This is a genomic window from Neisseria sp. MVDL19-042950, assembly GCF_030504625.1.
In the GTDB taxonomy this organism is placed as follows: domain Bacteria; phylum Pseudomonadota; class Gammaproteobacteria; order Burkholderiales; family Neisseriaceae; genus Neisseria.
In genome coordinates, this window is the sequence record NZ_JAUKWH010000005.1 from 13,978 (window position 1) to 29,276 (window position 15,299).

Consider the following 15,299-nt stretch of genomic DNA (forward strand, 5'->3'; position numbering starts at 1 on the left):
TTTTGGTCGGAGAGGCCGTCTGAAAAAAACGGCCGCGGGCAGGGGGAATATACCATATCTCCCGCTTGGAACGCCGTCCGATAAAGCTGTTAGAATATCGATTATTTACTAAGGAGCCTGTTATGAACCGTAATGAAGAATTGTTCAACCGCGCCAAAAACATCATCCCGGGCGGGGTCAACTCGCCCGTGCGCGCATTCGGCAGCGTCGGCGGCGTGCCGCGCTTCATCAAAAAAGCACAAGGAGCGTATGTGTGGGACGAAAACGATACCCGCTATATCGACTATGTAGGCTCGTGGGGGCCTGCGATTGTCGGCCACGCCCATCCCGAAGTGATTGAAGCCGTGCGCGAAGCGGCATTGGGCGGTTTGTCGTTCGGCGCGCCCACCGAAGCCGAAATCGTGATTGCCGAGGAAATCGCCAAACTCGTGCCCAGCGTGGAACAGTTGCGCTTGGTCAGCTCCGGCACCGAAGCCACCATGAGCGCCATCCGTTTGGCGCGCGGCTTTACCAAACGCGACAAAATCATCAAATTCGAAGGCTGCTACCACGGCCATTCCGACAGCCTGCTGGTTAAAGCGGGCAGCGGTCTGCTCACATTCGGCAACCCCAGTTCCGCCGGCGTACCCGAAGATTTCACCAAACACACGCTGGTTTTGGAATACAATAACGTCGCCCAACTCGAAGAAACCTTCGCCAAAATCGGCGGCGAAATCGCCTGCGTGATTCTCGAACCGTTTGCCGGCAACATGAACTTGGTGAGGCCGTCTGAAAACTTCATCAAAGCCCTGCGTTCGCTTACCGAACAACACGGCGCAGTGTTGATTTACGACGAAGTGATGACCGGCTTCCGCGTGGCTTTGGGCGGTGCGCAATCGCTGCACGGCATCAAGCCCGACTTAACCACCATGGGCAAAGTGATCGGCGGCGGCATGCCGTTGGCGGCGTTCGGCGGCCGCAAAGACATCATGGCCTGCATCTCCCCGCTCGGCGGCGTGTATCAGGCGGGCACATTGTCGGGCAACCCCGTGGCCGTGGCCGCCGGTTTGAAAACCCTCGAAATCATCCAGCGCGAAGGCTTCTACGAGAACCTCGCCAAGCTCACCGAACAACTGGTTAAAGGTTTTCAGACGGCCTCGAAAGAAGCCGGCGTTACCTTCAGCGCCGATTACGTCGGCGGCATGTTCGGCCTCTACTTTGCCGACAACACACCGCAAAGCTATGCCGACATGACCCGCTCCAACATCGAAGATTTCAAACGCTTCTTCCACGGCATGCTCGAGTGCGGCGTGGCGTTCGGCCCCTCGGCCTACGAAGCCTGCTTCATGTCGGCCGCGCATACGCCCGAGCTGGTGGAAGCAACCGTTGCCACGGCCAAAGAAGTGTTTGCCGAGATGGCGAAGTAGCCCGCTCTAACTTAACCTAAGCATTGAAGAGGCCGTCTGAAAAAACATTTTCAGACGGCCTCTCCGTTCATATCTGTTCATATCTGCGTCGGCTCCGCTGCCGCTATCCGTTCGGCAAAACGTTCTACCGCCGCCCAATCGGTAAACTCAAACGTACCGGAAATATCCGTGGGGCCGTGAGTGATATGCATGATCATGCGGATAATCCACTTTTCAAGCAGCGAATATTTCGGATAGTCGATTTTACCCGCAAACACCGCAGCCAACGGCGGAGCCCAGCCGCCCTTACGCACAAACTTGGCAAAATACGGATTGCCTTCAGGCGTATCCTTGCCGGGTTTACGCGCTACCGCTCCCACTGAAAAGAACGCCGAAGCCGCTCGTTCCAAATCGGCGCGGTGGTGGTCGATAAACCGGTATAAAACAGGTCGGTGGCCGCCGTAGCGGATACTCGCCCCGACGACTATCTTGTCAAAACGACAGCAATCCATTTCTATTGCCCCGCCGATTTCCACCAATACTGTCTCCTCGCCATGCTTTTCCAATATTTCGGCAATGCGCCGACAGATTGCCAACGTATGGCCGTCGACAGTCGAATAAACAATCAAAGTAGCTGACATCATGGCACCGCTTCTTTCCGGCAAGGAGGGATTGCTGATAACGGTGGGATTATACTGTGGATTAGGGTAAAAGAAATGAGCAATAAATCGACAGAGGCCGTCTGAAAACAATGTTTCAGACGGCCTCTTTAAACATATCAAACAGTTTTTTATCAAGCAAAAGGCTACAATTGCTCGTTGATCTCCGTACGTGCCAGATTATTCGCGTAGTTGCACAAAGTTGCCAATGCCACGCCCAACACCACTTCCAAAGCCTGCTGCTCGTTATAGCACGCATCAAAAACGCCTGCAACTCAGCATCACTCACATTGCTTTTGTTGCAATGACTGCTTGAGTAAACAAGGTTAAGCGGTTGAGTTTGGGGATGTCCAACGCCCGCATATGGCGCAAAGCCTCAATTGCTTGCGGCTCCAACAAATTCTTCTTTCGTACTCAAAGCAGTATGCTTCGCCTTGTAGAAACCCCACTCATTCAGCACCGCCGCCTTAATCTGCACTACCTCACGCTCGCCTGCCGTCAGGCTGGTGGTGGCATTTAACAAGCCCACTTCCTGATACATCTTAGCAAGAATTTTCAGACGGCCTTGTGTTCCTACAGATCAACTGCTGTATTGGACCAATAGTGGCTGGTAGGGTGTGTGGCGCAAGCCACGCACGCAGTTAGTTATAGGAAATTCAAGCAACGCGTGCGTGCTGATGGCACACACCCTACATATGGGTTTTAAATTTCATACAGGCTATACTGGCTTGTTTATTTGAACAAACGATTTCAGACAGCTTTCGGAGTTCAAATAAATTGAAATATATAGGATCGGCTAAATTCATTACGCATTGGTATCCGGCCAGCAGAGATTATATAATTGGCATATTAGCATTCGTTTATATATAGAAATGAATAAACAGCAAGTTAAACTGCACCATTCACCGACATTATTAAAGATTTCTCTATGTTTTATGATTTGTTCATTCATGTTGCCGGGGTTTTATGCAAATTATGAAGCAATTTATGGCTATCAAATCTTTCTTTATGGCTTATTGTTTGGCTGGGCTGTTGTACCCGGAGGTTGGGCTGTATATGCCAATTTATTTTATATGCATATAGTATTCAGGTTGTCTCGAAAAGAGGAGCTCTATGCCGGGCCGCGAATTTTAGCAACCATAATAATGATGCTTTTAGCTTGCTGCACATTTTTCTTCTCTGAATTTGACTGGTTACTCATCAGCAGGGCCATGGTTATTTCATGGGGGTGGGGCGCAGTATTATGGGGTATTTCCTTGATATTGCTCTGTGCAGCTCAGCGGGTTGATCTTTCCCGTTCTATAAAACAGCAAGTATTCCCGTGGCTTGGTGTGTCTGCATTGATTTTGCTGGGCGTGGGTATTTTAAAATACAGCCAATGGCAACGTGCTAATGATGACGAAAAGAAGCGCTATTTACCATTCGGTGCAGCGTTTACCACAGAAACTCTATCCGGTATTCCTTATATTCCACTTCCAAAGGAAGTACCTGTCAGTGCAGATACCTTATTTGCAATAGAAGGCGAGCTAAATAGCAAAGCCAAACTAAATACCCACATTGACGAAAATGGCAACACCCTGCGCGATCACGATTTACCCGACCGTTTTCAATACGGTTCGTATATATGGGAAAAGTACACTGCTAATAACATTTGGTTTTTGAAACCAAGCTCACAAACTGCCGATTACACCCTCCGCATCCGGCCCGGCACACATCAAGCAGAATTTTCACTTTCCACGCCAACTAAAACCTTGTGGAAAGCGCCTGCGGTTATCGCCGAAGACTACCCACATTTCTCATCCGGCATTTATCCAGACTATGATTCCAGCTTGCGCAATTTATTTGAAAATTACGATAACTTATCAAAAGATCAAAAAGACCAAGCTCCGCTCCCCGACCACTATCCCAGTGAACTGGCCAGCCTCAGCTGCCCCATCACTTCCGGCATAAAGGTCAAAAGCGTGCCCGATGTTTTTAAATGGCAAAACACATTCATGTGGTTGCAGCGAAACAGTGAATCAGATCCACAAATTCAACACTATCAATCATTTTGCTCAACCAGCTATGCAATATTGCTCTCAACGATTACCAACATATATGCCGGCTATAGTTAATCAACTTAACTTTTACTACGGCGTTGCTGCGCCTTGCCGTACTATCTGTACTGTCTTCAGCTTGCTGCCTTGTATTAAAAATTAATTTGATTAACTATAATACGGACAAATCAGGAGCAAACAGCACAGTAAAAGTAGAAGCATTATTGTTCAGCCTGCCAAACATGCGTTTCATCACAAGCGTTTTCACTCCCGTTCCCAAACCCACAGAAAACAAAATGTTCACGGTCAAATATCTAAAAATCGAACCGCAAGCCCACAGACACGTCGCAACCGGTGAAATTATGGAGTACACCTTTGACTTCGAACCCATTGTGTTAGAAGAGAATAAATAGCTTGTTACATCTAACTTCCAACGAGTGCCTATATAGCAAAGGCCGTCTGAAAATCTTGTGGCAAGCATTTTCAGACGGCCTTACTGTTTATGCGTAGGTTGGGTTAGCCTCGTGCGTAACCCAACAATAATAACTATGGAAGAATTAAATGAATGTTGGGTTTTCAACCCAACCTACGCGTGCTAAAAATCCAAACAACGCGTGCGTGCGGATGACACCCTACATATGGGTTTTAAGTTTCATGCAGGCTACGGCTTGCTTCGGGGAAGTTCGAGCATGGTGTTTCTTTCTAAATTTATAATGCTAAAAAATTAGGATCCTGCAGAATATTCAACATTTCTTGAATGGATTGTTGTAATTCTACTTCTGTAAAATTTGGATTTAAGGTATTTTCAGGGTGGTGGATAGCATGTCGAATATAAGTCATTAACGTTGTATTTTCACGAACATGACTACCATTGCGTCTAATTCTAGTACGTGTTTTATTGATTTGAATACTGCAATTTGTATTTAACCAAGCATCAAAATTAAAACCTTTTTTTATAATTTTTTCTTCAATAAACCCATATAATTCATTATGAAAATCATTAGAAATAATATCAAATGCAAAGTATTCAATTTCTGCTAATGTTGGTGAAAATGGAAATGTATTCATATTTGCTACTGGAACAACTGAATTTTGGTGATTATTTTTTGTTGTTATCAAAATTGCAGTATTTTGATTTTGGAACATACTTAATAAATAAGCAGAGTGCGTAGTAATAAATACTTGTTGTTGTGTTGAAATGTTATTCAATGCACTAATTAACATATATTGTGCTTTTGGGTGTAATGAAATTTCAGGTTCATCAATAAAGAAAAATAATGGCTTTATTAAATTAGGGTTAGCCGGGTGGGTACATAGATAATTTGCATATACTTTAATTACGGACAATGCAAATGCACGTTGCATTCCACTACCTTTTTCAGTTAGTGGGGTTTCCATTCCATCATCAATTATTACATTTCCTAATTTAATAAAAGATGCTGGATCAGGAATTGAAAAATCAAGTTTAATTTGTGCATTTCCATAAAAGTTACTTAACGCACTTTCTACTTCAGACATTAAATTTTGCGATTGATTACGTAATGAATTTGCGCCTGTAACAAATGCTATTTGATGTGCTGTTGTAAAATCAGCCCAATCCTGGCTTTGTTCAAATTGATTACTTACTTCTTTTAATAATTTACCAAAAATCTTGGTGCTGCCAAAATCCACAACATCATCAGCATTCATTTCTGACCATACAAAAATATTATCAAACAGAGAGCCGATTGCTTTATCAAAACCTGTTGGGTTTTCAAATTGTTGTGTGTTTGGGTTATAAATACAAATTTTCTTTTCATTTAATTCAATTTGCCTATTATTTTGAGTAATAGTGATAACTTCGGAACTTCTACGTAACCGCATTTTTTCATTACCGTTATGATCCCTTTCAATATAATTTAGATATTTTTCTTCTGCAAAATTGGTAATTGAAGCAGTTAAATTACCTTGGATAGTAATTTCAACAGATAAATTATGATCTTGGCGATGAATATTTTTATAATCTGTAATTGTTGTATCTTTTACAACGCCATTACGTAAAAAATCTAATGCTCGGAAAATTGTTGTTTTGCCAGTATTATTTTCTCCTACAAAACATACGATAGGTTTATCTGTATTGAGTACAGTCCGATTGGCAAAGGATTTAAAATTTTCAATAATAATTTGGGTAATTTTCATAATGCACCTGGCTTATATTCCAAAGTATATTTTAAAACAGTATATTAACTGAAATAATAATTTTCAGGCTGCCTGAAATCTACTTATTCAACCCGTCACACTCCTTCATCAACCTCTTCACCGACACCGGATACGGTGTCTTCAACTCCTGCGCAAATAACGACACGCGCAGTTCTTCTATTTGCCATTTAAACATCTTGAGGCCGTCTGAAACGGGTTGATTTTGTTTCAAAAGTGATTGAACCTTGTCTTGCCACATCTGTTCTAGCTCCTGGATATCGGCTTCGCGTGCAGCATCGCGGGCGGGGTTGGTGCTGTATTTTTCCATGCGCAGGGTCATGGCTTTGAGGTAGACGGGTAGGCGCGGCCATTGGCTCCAGGGGGTGCGGCCGGCGAATCCGGTGGACAGCAGGGTTTGGGTGCGTTCGCGCAGCAGGTGGGTGAGCGGGTGTTTGCCGAGTTTGCCGTTGAGTTCGGCGTAAGCGGCGGCGGTGTCTTGCAGGTAGCGGCTCATGGCTTCTTTGACAGCGGGCAGGCGGCTGCGGGCGCGTTTGATTTGTTCTTTGAAGGCTTTTTCGCTGCGGGGCAACTCGTCGTCGCCGATAAAGGCGCGGTCGCAGATGGCGGCGGTGAGGTCGTCGCGCAGGGTGTCGGCGCTGATGTGTTTGAGCAGCATGGCGGCTTGGGTGAAACCTTGTATGCCTTTGCCCAGGTCTTTCATGTGCTCTTTGAGCTGGAGCTGCATGAGGGCGATCACGCCTTGCCGGTGGGCTTGTTCGGCGGCTTCGGGGGTGTCGAACAGGCGTAGGGCGATGGTGTTGTTTTTTTCTTTTTGCAGGCCGAGGTAGCCGGTGAGCTGTTGTTTGCCGCAGGCGAATTTGATGCTTTCAGGTAGGGTGCCGATGTCCCAGTTGGTGAGGTTGTCGCGCTCGAATTCTTGGGTGTTGTCGCGGAAGGTTACGGCGGCGGCTTGGCCTAGCTCTTGTTGGAGTTTGGCTAAATCGCGGCCGGTGGCAAGCTCTTGGCCGCCGTCGTCGATGATGCGCAGGTTGAAATAGCAATGCTCGGGCAGTTTGAACGTGCTCCATTCGTCTTGGTCGATTTGCTCGAGCAGGCGCATGTCGCCGGCGGTTTTGGCGATAAAACGGGCGAGCTGGGGAATGATCGGCTCTTGGCGGTTGGGGTTGCTTTCTAAAAATTTTGTGATGAAGTCGGGCACGGGCACGCAGATGCGGCGGATTTGTTTGGGCAGGGCTTTGATAAGCAGTTGCAGTTTTTCGCGCAACATGCCGGGCACGAGCCATTCGAGCGCGGGGGCGTGGAGGCGGTTGAGCACGGTGAGCGGCAGGGTAAGGGTTACGCCGTCGAGCGGGTGGTGTGGCTCGAAGCGGTAGCTGAGTTTGAATTTGCCGTCGCTGTTTTGCCAATGGTGGGGGAATTGGGCTTCGGTGATGTGCGCGGCGGCGTGCTGCATGAGGTCTTCGCGGGTGAGGAACAGCAGGCGCGGGTTGTCGCGTTCGGCGGTTTTAAGCCAGCTTTGGAAGGTGCGGATGTCGGCAAGGGGCAATGGTTTTTTCAGACGGCCTGTGTGTCGCGGGCTACCTGAAAGGCCGTCTGAAACGGGGGCGGTGTTGTCGGGCTGGGGACTTACAGTTTTGGTTTTGTCGGATTCGAGAATCCGACCTACGTTTTCAGACAGGCCTGTGTTGTCGGGCAGGGATGCCCGACCTACCTTTTCAGACGGCTCGTAAAACTGCGGTAAACGCCGGTTGTAAAACTCAAACAAAGCTTCTTCGTCCACCAGCACGTCTTGCTTGCGCGATTTGTGTTCCAACTCGCTGATTTCTTTAATCAGTTTTTTATTGTGGATAAAAAAGGCCGTCTGAAGATTGCATTCCTGCGCCACCAGTGCGCTGCGGATAAAGATTTCGCGGGCTTCTTCAGGGGCGACTTTGCCGTAGGCAACGGGGCGGCGCGGCAGCACGGTCAGCCCATAGAGGGTAACGCGTTCGCTGGCGACGACTTCGCCGCGTTTCTGCTCCCAATGCGGCTCGAAATAGTGGTAGCGCACGAGGTGCGGTGCTTCCTGCTCGATCCATTCGGGCTGGATGGCAGCGACATCGCGGGCATAAAGGCGGGTGGTTTCGGTGAGTTCGGCCGCCATTACCCACTTGGGTTTGGACTTGAACAAGGCGGAAGCGGGGAACAAATGAAAGTGCGAGCCGCGTGCGCCGGTGTAATCGTGGCCGTCGGGCGATTTCATGCCGACATTGGCAATCAGGCCGGTCAGTAGGGCTCGGTGGATTTGTTCGTAGCCCGCTTCTTTGGCGGCACGGATATGGGCGCGGTGCTGTTTTTTATCCAGTTGTTTTTGTTTGAGTTTGGCAGATAAATCTTGGTCGCCGGTGTTTTTCCGCAAGGGACTTCCTTCGGTCGCAGACGGCAATTGCGGTTGTGCAGGAGGCCGTCTGAAAGCCTGCTCTTTGGTGGTCAAACCCATTTCCACGGCAATGTCGGCGAGTTGATGGTGCAACTCGCGCCACTCGCGCATCCGCAGGTGGGAAAGGAAATATTGGCGGCACCATTGCACCAGTTGTTTATTGGACAAACCTTTGTCGCGCTCGCGCTGAAAGCTGTCCCAAATATTGAGGTAGGCGAGGAAGTCGGACTGCTTGTCGGTAAAACGTTCGTGCGCCTTTTGGGCGGCTTCGCGTGCTTCGAGCGGGCGTTCGCGCGGGTCTTGAATTGACAGGGCAGACACGATAACTAGTATTTCCGCCATACAGTCGTGCTTTTGTGCCGCCAGCAAAATGCGGGCGACTTTAGGGTCGATGGGCAGGCGTGCCATTTGTTCGCCGAGTTTGGTTAGGCGGTAGCGAGGTTTGCTTGATATGGAAGTTTTCAGGTCATCTGAAAGGTTTTCAGGCGGCATATTTGAGTTTCCCACCTGTTTGTTTTTTGTGTCTTGCATAATGGGGTCGTAGTTGGGCATTTATGCCCGACATTGCCTTATTTCATTTTTTAATTTTCGTTGGGGATGAATGCCTGACCACGGCTGGCTAATGAATTTAAAGCCCACACCTTAGCCATTTTCTTTATATTTTTTCTTTGTGTTTTATTTGATTGTGTATTATTTCGATAAAACTTGGATTTGTTATATAAATTTCTTAAACCAATTATCCAAGAAAGTCATTTGTTCCTCTGTATGAAACCAATGCTCTCCATTATTCATAACCATCATATTTGCACCGATTTTATTTGCAAAATTTTTCATTGTTTCCAAAGAGGTTATCTTATCATTCCCTGCGTAAAGAATGTTAGTTGATATATTCCAAGTTATCGGATGATTTCTAACATAAGAAAGATATTCCCAAGATAAAGATTCTCCAAAGGATGTTGCGATCACTTTTTCTTTATATAGCTCTTCCTCTGATACATTTGCCCTGGCCATCATGTTTAAAATTAATTTTTCCATGTCTACGATTGGTGAAATAAACATGGCTTTTTTGATAGATTTATCCGCCAATGCCAGCATAGAATAATAGGCACCTATACTATTTGCTATTAAGGAAATTTCACAATATTGAGGAGTTATGGAATCAAAGAATTTTGGAAATTCTACTTTAGCTTCCCAAGGAAATTCTGATTTATAATCAAATCCTATAACTTCATATTTATCGCTAAAAAATTTTTTATAGTGCTCAGCTTCTTCTACATTTCCGCCTTTCCCATGTATATATATAACAGCATTTTTCATTCTTACTTATTACCTCGATAAATTCTAAATTTATCTAACTCACTTTCACTGTGTTGAATCAAATTTCGGTAGTGGCTCAAAAATAGGCCAAGCATTTGTGCCCAACCTAGGCATTTTTCAGACGGCCTCTTCCACCGCTCCCAGTTCCAACAACACCTGAAACCCATCATTGATATAACGCTGGTCGGGTGCTTCGAGGAATGGAAAGGCCGCGACATCGCCCAGTTTTAAGGCGGCCATGCGCAAAATCACCGCGGCCAGATTGCTGCGGATGATTTCAGGGTCGGTGAAGGCGGGGCGGGTGTTGAAATCGTCTTCACTATACAGGCGCACGGCTACGCCGGCCGACACGCGGCCGCAGCGGCCGGAACGTTGGCGCGCGGCGGCTTGGGAGATTTTTTCCACATGAAGCTGCTCCACTTTGGCGCGCGCGGAATAGCGTTTGACCCGTGCCAAGCCGGTGTCGATCACGTATTTGATGCCCGGTACGGTGAGCGAGGTTTCGGCCACGTTGGTCGCCAGCACGATGCGCCGTTTACTGCCGCTCGGATGGAAAATTTTGTGCTGTTCGGCGTTCGACAAACGGGCAAACAGTGGCAGGATTTCATCATCACGGCGCAGTGGCGATTTGCGCAGTGCTTCGGCGGCTTCGCGGATTTCGCGCTCGCCGGGCAGGAACACCAGAATGTCGCCGTTGCCCAACCGCGCCAGCTCGTCGGCGGCATCGACAATCGCGTCGGTCAACTCGATTTCCGCTTCGTCTTCGTCTTGCGAATGCAGCGGGCGGTAGAGAATGTCGACGGGGAAGGTGCGGCCGCTCACTTCCAGCACGGGCGCGTCGTTGAAATGTTTGGAAAAGCGCTCGGCATCAATGGTGGCCGAGGTGATAATGACTTTCAAATCGGGGCGGCGCGGCAGTAGCTGTTTCAAATAACCCAGCAGAAAATCGATGTTGAGGCTGCGTTCGTGTGCTTCGTCGATAATAATCGTGTCGTAGGCGGTAAGATAGCGGTCGGTTTGGGTTTCGGCGAGTAGAATGCCGTCGGTCATCAGCTTCACATGGGCATCGCGCGAGGTGTTGTCGTTGAAACGCACTTTGTAGCCGACGGTTTGGCCGATGTTGCTGCCCAATTCTTCAGCAATCCGCTCCGCCACCGAACGCGCCGCCAACCGCCGCGGCTGTGTGTGCCCGATCAAACCCGCCGCACCGCGCCCGAGCTCCAAGCAGATTTTCGGGAGCTGGGTGGTTTTGCCCGAACCGGTTTCGCCGCAAATAATGGTTACTTGGTTGTTTTGAATGGCGGTTTTGATGTCGTCCAACCGCTCGTGCACCGGCAGCGTACCGTCATACTGCGGCTTGGGCAGTGCGGCTTGGCGTTTTAAAAACGCGTCATGCGATTTTCGGTATTTTTTCTGCACGGCTTCGATGCCGCCGAAACGTTTGGGGTTTTTGAAGGCGTTTTGCAGGAAATGGCGGTCGCGGGAGAGCGTTTGGGTGAAGTCGGGCTGCTGCATGGTGTGTGTAAAAAATCAAATAAAACAAAGGCAGTAATTATAACAGAAGGCCGTCTGAAAACTTTTTCAGACGGCCTCTTAATAGAAGTTGCCGGCCCGTTACCAGATGCGGCTGCTCACTTCTTGCAAGCCGGATGAGATTTCGGTGCCTAAGCGGCGGCCGAAGATTTTGCTTAAGCTGTCTTCGGGGGTATAGTCGACCACTTTCGGCGCTTTCACTACGTCGCGGGCAACGCTGTAAATGCTGCCGTAGTCGTCGATAAGGCCAACTTGTTTGGCTTCGTTGCCGGTGTAGATTCTGCCGCTGAATACGTCGGGGTATTGTTTGTCTTTCAGACGGCCTCCGCGACCGAGTTTGACCGCTTTTATGAATTCGTTGTGAATGTCGCCAAGCATGTTTTCCCAGATTTTGGTTTGCTCCGGTGTTTCGGGGCTGAACGGGTCGCCCATGCCTTTATTGCTGCCGGCGGTTTTCAGACGGCGTTTGACACCGATTTTGTCCATCAGGCCGGTGAGGTCGAAGCCGCCGCCGATCACGCCGATGCTGCCGACGATGCTGGAGGGGTCGGCATAAATTTTGTCGGCGGCGGAGGCGATGTAGTAGCAGCCTGAGGCGCATACGTCTTCGGCAACCACATAAAGCGGAATGTTTCTGCTTTTATATTGTTCTTTCAGGTTGCGGATTTCGTTGAAGGCGGTGTTGGATACCACGGGCGAACCGCCGGGGCTGTTGGCGCGGATAACGATGCCTTTCACTTTGTGGTTTTCGTAAGCGGCTTTCAGGCTGTCGCGCAGCATCGCAGTTTGGTCTTCGTATTCGCCGCCGATGATGCCGGTGAGCGAAATCACGGCGGTATGGTCTTCGGTGCGGGTGGCCATGTTCAGCTTGTTGCCGGCATCGCTGCTGCTGCAGGAATTTACTACGACGGCTAAGAAGATCAGCACTCCGACGGCGCGCCAGAGGTTGCGCCAAAAGCGGCCGCGGCGTTGTTCTTTGTAGGCTTCGAGCAGCACGTCGCGCAGGGTGTTACGCTCCCAGTTGTCGGCCTGCTGCGGCGTTTGCGGATTGGACGGGTTGTCGCCGTCGCGACGGATTCGATATTGCATGATGATGTTCCATAAACAGAATGGCGGCTATTGTATAGCAAAGTAACCGGATATTTCCACGTCCCGTACGGTTGCATACGGCATGGTTCGCCCGATTGCGGGTAAGAGGCCGTCTGAAAAGGTTTTCAGGCGGCCTTTGGTTTAGGGACTTATAAAGCGGCTAAAAATTCGGGCAGTGCGGATAAATCTTTTAAGACGGCCAAGCAGGGCTGTTTGGCCAGTTGTGCGGCGGAATGTGCGCCGGTGGCTACGGCGATGGCGGGTGCGCCGGCGTTGGCGGCCATTTCCAGATCGTAAACGGTATCGCCGACTACCACGCTGTCGGCGGGTTGCAGCCCCAGTTCGTCGCACAGTTTGAAAACCATATCGGGTGCGGGTTTGGAAGGCTGTTCGCTGGCGCAAGTGGTGGCCAGCCAGAAATCCGCCGTGCCGGTTTGGGCGATGGCTTTGTCCAGTCCGATGCGGCCTTTGCCGGTGGCGACGGCCAACCAGTAGCCTTGTTCTGTTAAGGTGCGCAGGCACGGCAGGGCGGAGTCGAAGAGGCGCATGTTGTGGTTGTTGGGGTTGAGATAATGGTGGGCGTAGGTTTCGGCCAGTTGTTCTTTCAGATGCTGGTCGGCATCGGGAATCAGACGATGGATGATGGTAATAAGGTTGTAACCGATTAAGCTCCGTATCGTGTCGGCTTCGGGTGCAGGCAGGCCGCAATCGGTAAAGGTGTGTTGGAAGGTGTTGATAATCGGGCCGGTGGTGTCGGCGAGCGTGCCGTCCCAATCGAAAATAATCAGTTTGGGTTTCATGGTGTCGTCCTGTCGGTAGGCGGGTTGCTGCTGCATCAGATGGTTGATTATACAGCGGGATTATTGGAATCTCTAATGGGCGTAAGGGTGGGTTTCCGCAGTTGGCACGGGTTGGGGCCGTCTGAAAAAATACGACTTCGGGTTTGCTGTTTTCAGACGGCCTCACGCTCCGTAAAACCTTGCCCGAAGATGTCGGCAAGATTCTTGCCGGCATATGTAAGCATTGGTAAAGCGGACTGAATCGGTGTAGAATATGCGCCGTTTCCAACTCAAGACCTGCAAAGTGCAGGCACATGCCATGGACCTTCCCAGTTCATCATTACAATCTTATAACGACAACCCTACCGTTTAATCACCCCGCCTGAATACTGCTCCCGCAACACAGGCGGGCGGAGTATTTATGAGCATCGAGCAAGACATCCCGACTCAAACCGATTTAGACCGCTTGCCGCTGGATATCGAGCGTATCCACGAGCTTTCTGAAGCCTTACTGCCTTTTTCAACGCAAATCGAAGAAGGGCAGATAATCGAAGATACCGAACTCAACACCAAGTTAGTCGAATTAATCAGCATTTTGCACGAACTGCATCCGGCGGACGTGGCCAACGTGCTGGAATCGCTGCCGCCGAAAGAGCGGACGCTGGTGTGGCATTTGGCTGCGCCCGAAGAAGACGGCGAAGTTTTGCTGGAAGTATCCGACGCGGTGCGCGAAACGCTGATCGAATCGATGGATACCGAAGAGCTGCTGGCGGCGGTAGACGATTTGGATGCCGACGAACTGGCCGAGCTTGCCGGCGATCTGCCGCACCAAGTGGTGTATGAAGCCCTGCAAACCCGTGATGCCGAAGAGCGTGCGCAAGTGCAGGCGGCGATGTCGTATGAAGACGACCAAGTCGGTGCGATTATGGACTTCGAGCTGGTAAGCATCCGTGCCGATGTTGCTTGCGAAGTGGTGTTGCGTTACCTGCGCCGTTTTGAAAGCCTGCCCGACCACACCGATAAAATTTTCGTGGTTGACCACGACGACGTATTGCAAGGCGTGCTGCCCATCCGCAAACTGCTGGTGGCCGACCCCGAAGAGTTGGTGGAAAACGTGATGGCCACCGACGTGGTGCGGTTCCGCCCCGAAGACAACGTGGAAGAAGCGGCGCAGGCGTTCGAGCGTTACGACTTGGTAACCGCGCCCGTGGTCGATGCCGACAAAAAGCTGATCGGCCGTATTACCATTGATGAAATGGTGGATGTGATCCGCGAAGAAACCGAAGCCGATATGTTGAACATGGCCGGTTTGCAGGAGGAAGAAGACCTGTTTGCGCCGATTCTGGATTCGGTGAAAAACCGCTGGATGTGGCTCGCCATCAACCTTTGCACCGCATTTATCGCCAGCCGAGTGATCGGCGCGTTTGAAGGCAGCATCGAAAAAATCGTCGCCCTTGCCGCGTTGATGCCGATTGTGGCCGGTATCGGCGGCAACTCCGGCAACCAAACCATTACCATGATTGTGCGCGCGATGGCGATGGGCCAGCTTTCCGGTACGCAGGCCGGGCGGTTGTTGAAAAAAGAAGTGGGCGTGGCTTTGGTGAACGGTTTGATTTGGGGTACGGTGATGGGCGTGGTGTCGTGGCTGCTGTACGATAATTTCGGCATCGGTTTGGTGATGATTGCCGCCATGACGCTCAACCTGCTGCTGGCCGCCACTGTCGGCGTGCTGATTCCGGTGGCGATGGATAAAGCGGGGCGTGATCCGGCATTGGGCAGTTCGGTGCTGATTACCGCGGTTACCGATTCCGGCGGTTTCCTGATTTTCCTCGGCTTGGCAACGATGTTTTTGATGTGATGAAATAAATATTGGAAGAGGCCGT

The 15,299-nt window shown here is 49.8% G+C and carries 10 protein-coding genes and 1 pseudogene; 3 read left to right on the top strand and 8 right to left on the bottom strand.

The genetic code is table 11. The features are described 5' to 3' along the window. The first annotated feature begins 122 nt into the window (after positions 1–122). Positions 123–1,406, top strand: coding sequence for a glutamate-1-semialdehyde 2,1-aminomutase (gene hemL / locus Q0X97_RS05655; RefSeq protein ID WP_302066413.1), 1,284 nt, complete (start codon positions 123–125; stop codon positions 1,404–1,406). Positions 1,407–1,483: 77 nt separating this feature from the next. Here the strand turns inward: hemL and hemG are convergent, their stop codons facing one another. Together hemG and Q0X97_RS05665 are read right to left on the bottom strand one after the other, a co-directional pair. After that, positions 1,484–2,029, bottom strand: a complete 546-nt coding sequence (gene hemG, locus Q0X97_RS05660) for a menaquinone-dependent protoporphyrinogen IX dehydrogenase (protein ID WP_302066414.1) — start codon at positions 2,027–2,029, stop codon at positions 1,484–1,486. A gap of 161 nt (positions 2,030–2,190) precedes the next feature. Next, positions 2,191–2,582, bottom strand: a pseudogene (locus Q0X97_RS05665) (carboxymuconolactone decarboxylase family protein); the annotation flags it as partial. A gap of 334 nt (positions 2,583–2,916) precedes the next feature. Between Q0X97_RS05665 and Q0X97_RS05670 the strand changes: the two are divergent. Beyond that, the gene (locus Q0X97_RS05670) at positions 2,917–4,158 is read left to right on the top strand and encodes a hypothetical protein (RefSeq protein ID WP_302066415.1); all 1,242 of its coding nucleotides are present in this window, start codon (positions 2,917–2,919) and stop codon (positions 4,156–4,158) included. Positions 4,159–4,788: 630 nt separating this feature from the next. On the opposite strand, the gene Q0X97_RS05675 is transcribed toward Q0X97_RS05670, so the two are convergent. From Q0X97_RS05675 to Q0X97_RS05700, 6 genes are all read right to left on the bottom strand, one after another. Continuing rightward, on the bottom strand, positions 4,789–6,258 hold the full coding sequence (locus tag Q0X97_RS05675) for an AAA family ATPase (RefSeq protein ID WP_302066416.1): 1,470 nt from the start codon (positions 6,256–6,258) through the stop codon (positions 4,789–4,791). 79 nt (positions 6,259–6,337) lie between these two features. Beyond that, the gene (locus Q0X97_RS05680; RefSeq protein WP_302066417.1) at positions 6,338–9,229 is read right to left on the bottom strand and encodes a DUF3418 domain-containing protein; all 2,892 of its coding nucleotides are present in this window, start codon (positions 9,227–9,229) and stop codon (positions 6,338–6,340) included. Positions 9,230–9,412: 183 nt separating this feature from the next. Beyond that, positions 9,413–10,015, bottom strand: a complete 603-nt coding sequence (locus Q0X97_RS05685) for a hypothetical protein (RefSeq protein ID WP_302066418.1) — start codon at positions 10,013–10,015, stop codon at positions 9,413–9,415. 117 nt (positions 10,016–10,132) lie between these two features. Then, positions 10,133–11,530, bottom strand: a complete 1,398-nt coding sequence (gene hrpA / locus Q0X97_RS05690; protein WP_302066419.1) for an ATP-dependent RNA helicase HrpA — start codon at positions 11,528–11,530, stop codon at positions 10,133–10,135. A 99-nt stretch (positions 11,531–11,629) separates the two neighbouring features. Next, positions 11,630–12,637 carry a S49 family peptidase gene (locus tag Q0X97_RS05695; protein WP_302066420.1) on the bottom strand — a complete coding sequence of 336 codons (1,008 nt, stop codon included), beginning with the start codon at positions 12,635–12,637 and terminating at the stop codon, positions 11,630–11,632. A 149-nt stretch (positions 12,638–12,786) separates the two neighbouring features. Next, positions 12,787–13,437 (bottom strand): HAD-IA family hydrolase, encoded by a 651-nt coding sequence (locus Q0X97_RS05700; protein WP_302066573.1) that lies wholly within the window; start codon positions 13,435–13,437, stop codon positions 12,787–12,789. 400 nt (positions 13,438–13,837) lie between these two features. On the opposite strand from Q0X97_RS05700, the gene mgtE reads away from it, so the two are divergent. Continuing rightward, positions 13,838–15,274 (top strand): magnesium transporter, encoded by a 1,437-nt coding sequence (gene mgtE, locus Q0X97_RS05705; RefSeq protein ID WP_302066421.1) that lies wholly within the window; start codon positions 13,838–13,840, stop codon positions 15,272–15,274. The last annotated feature ends 25 nt before the right edge of the window (positions 15,275–15,299 follow it).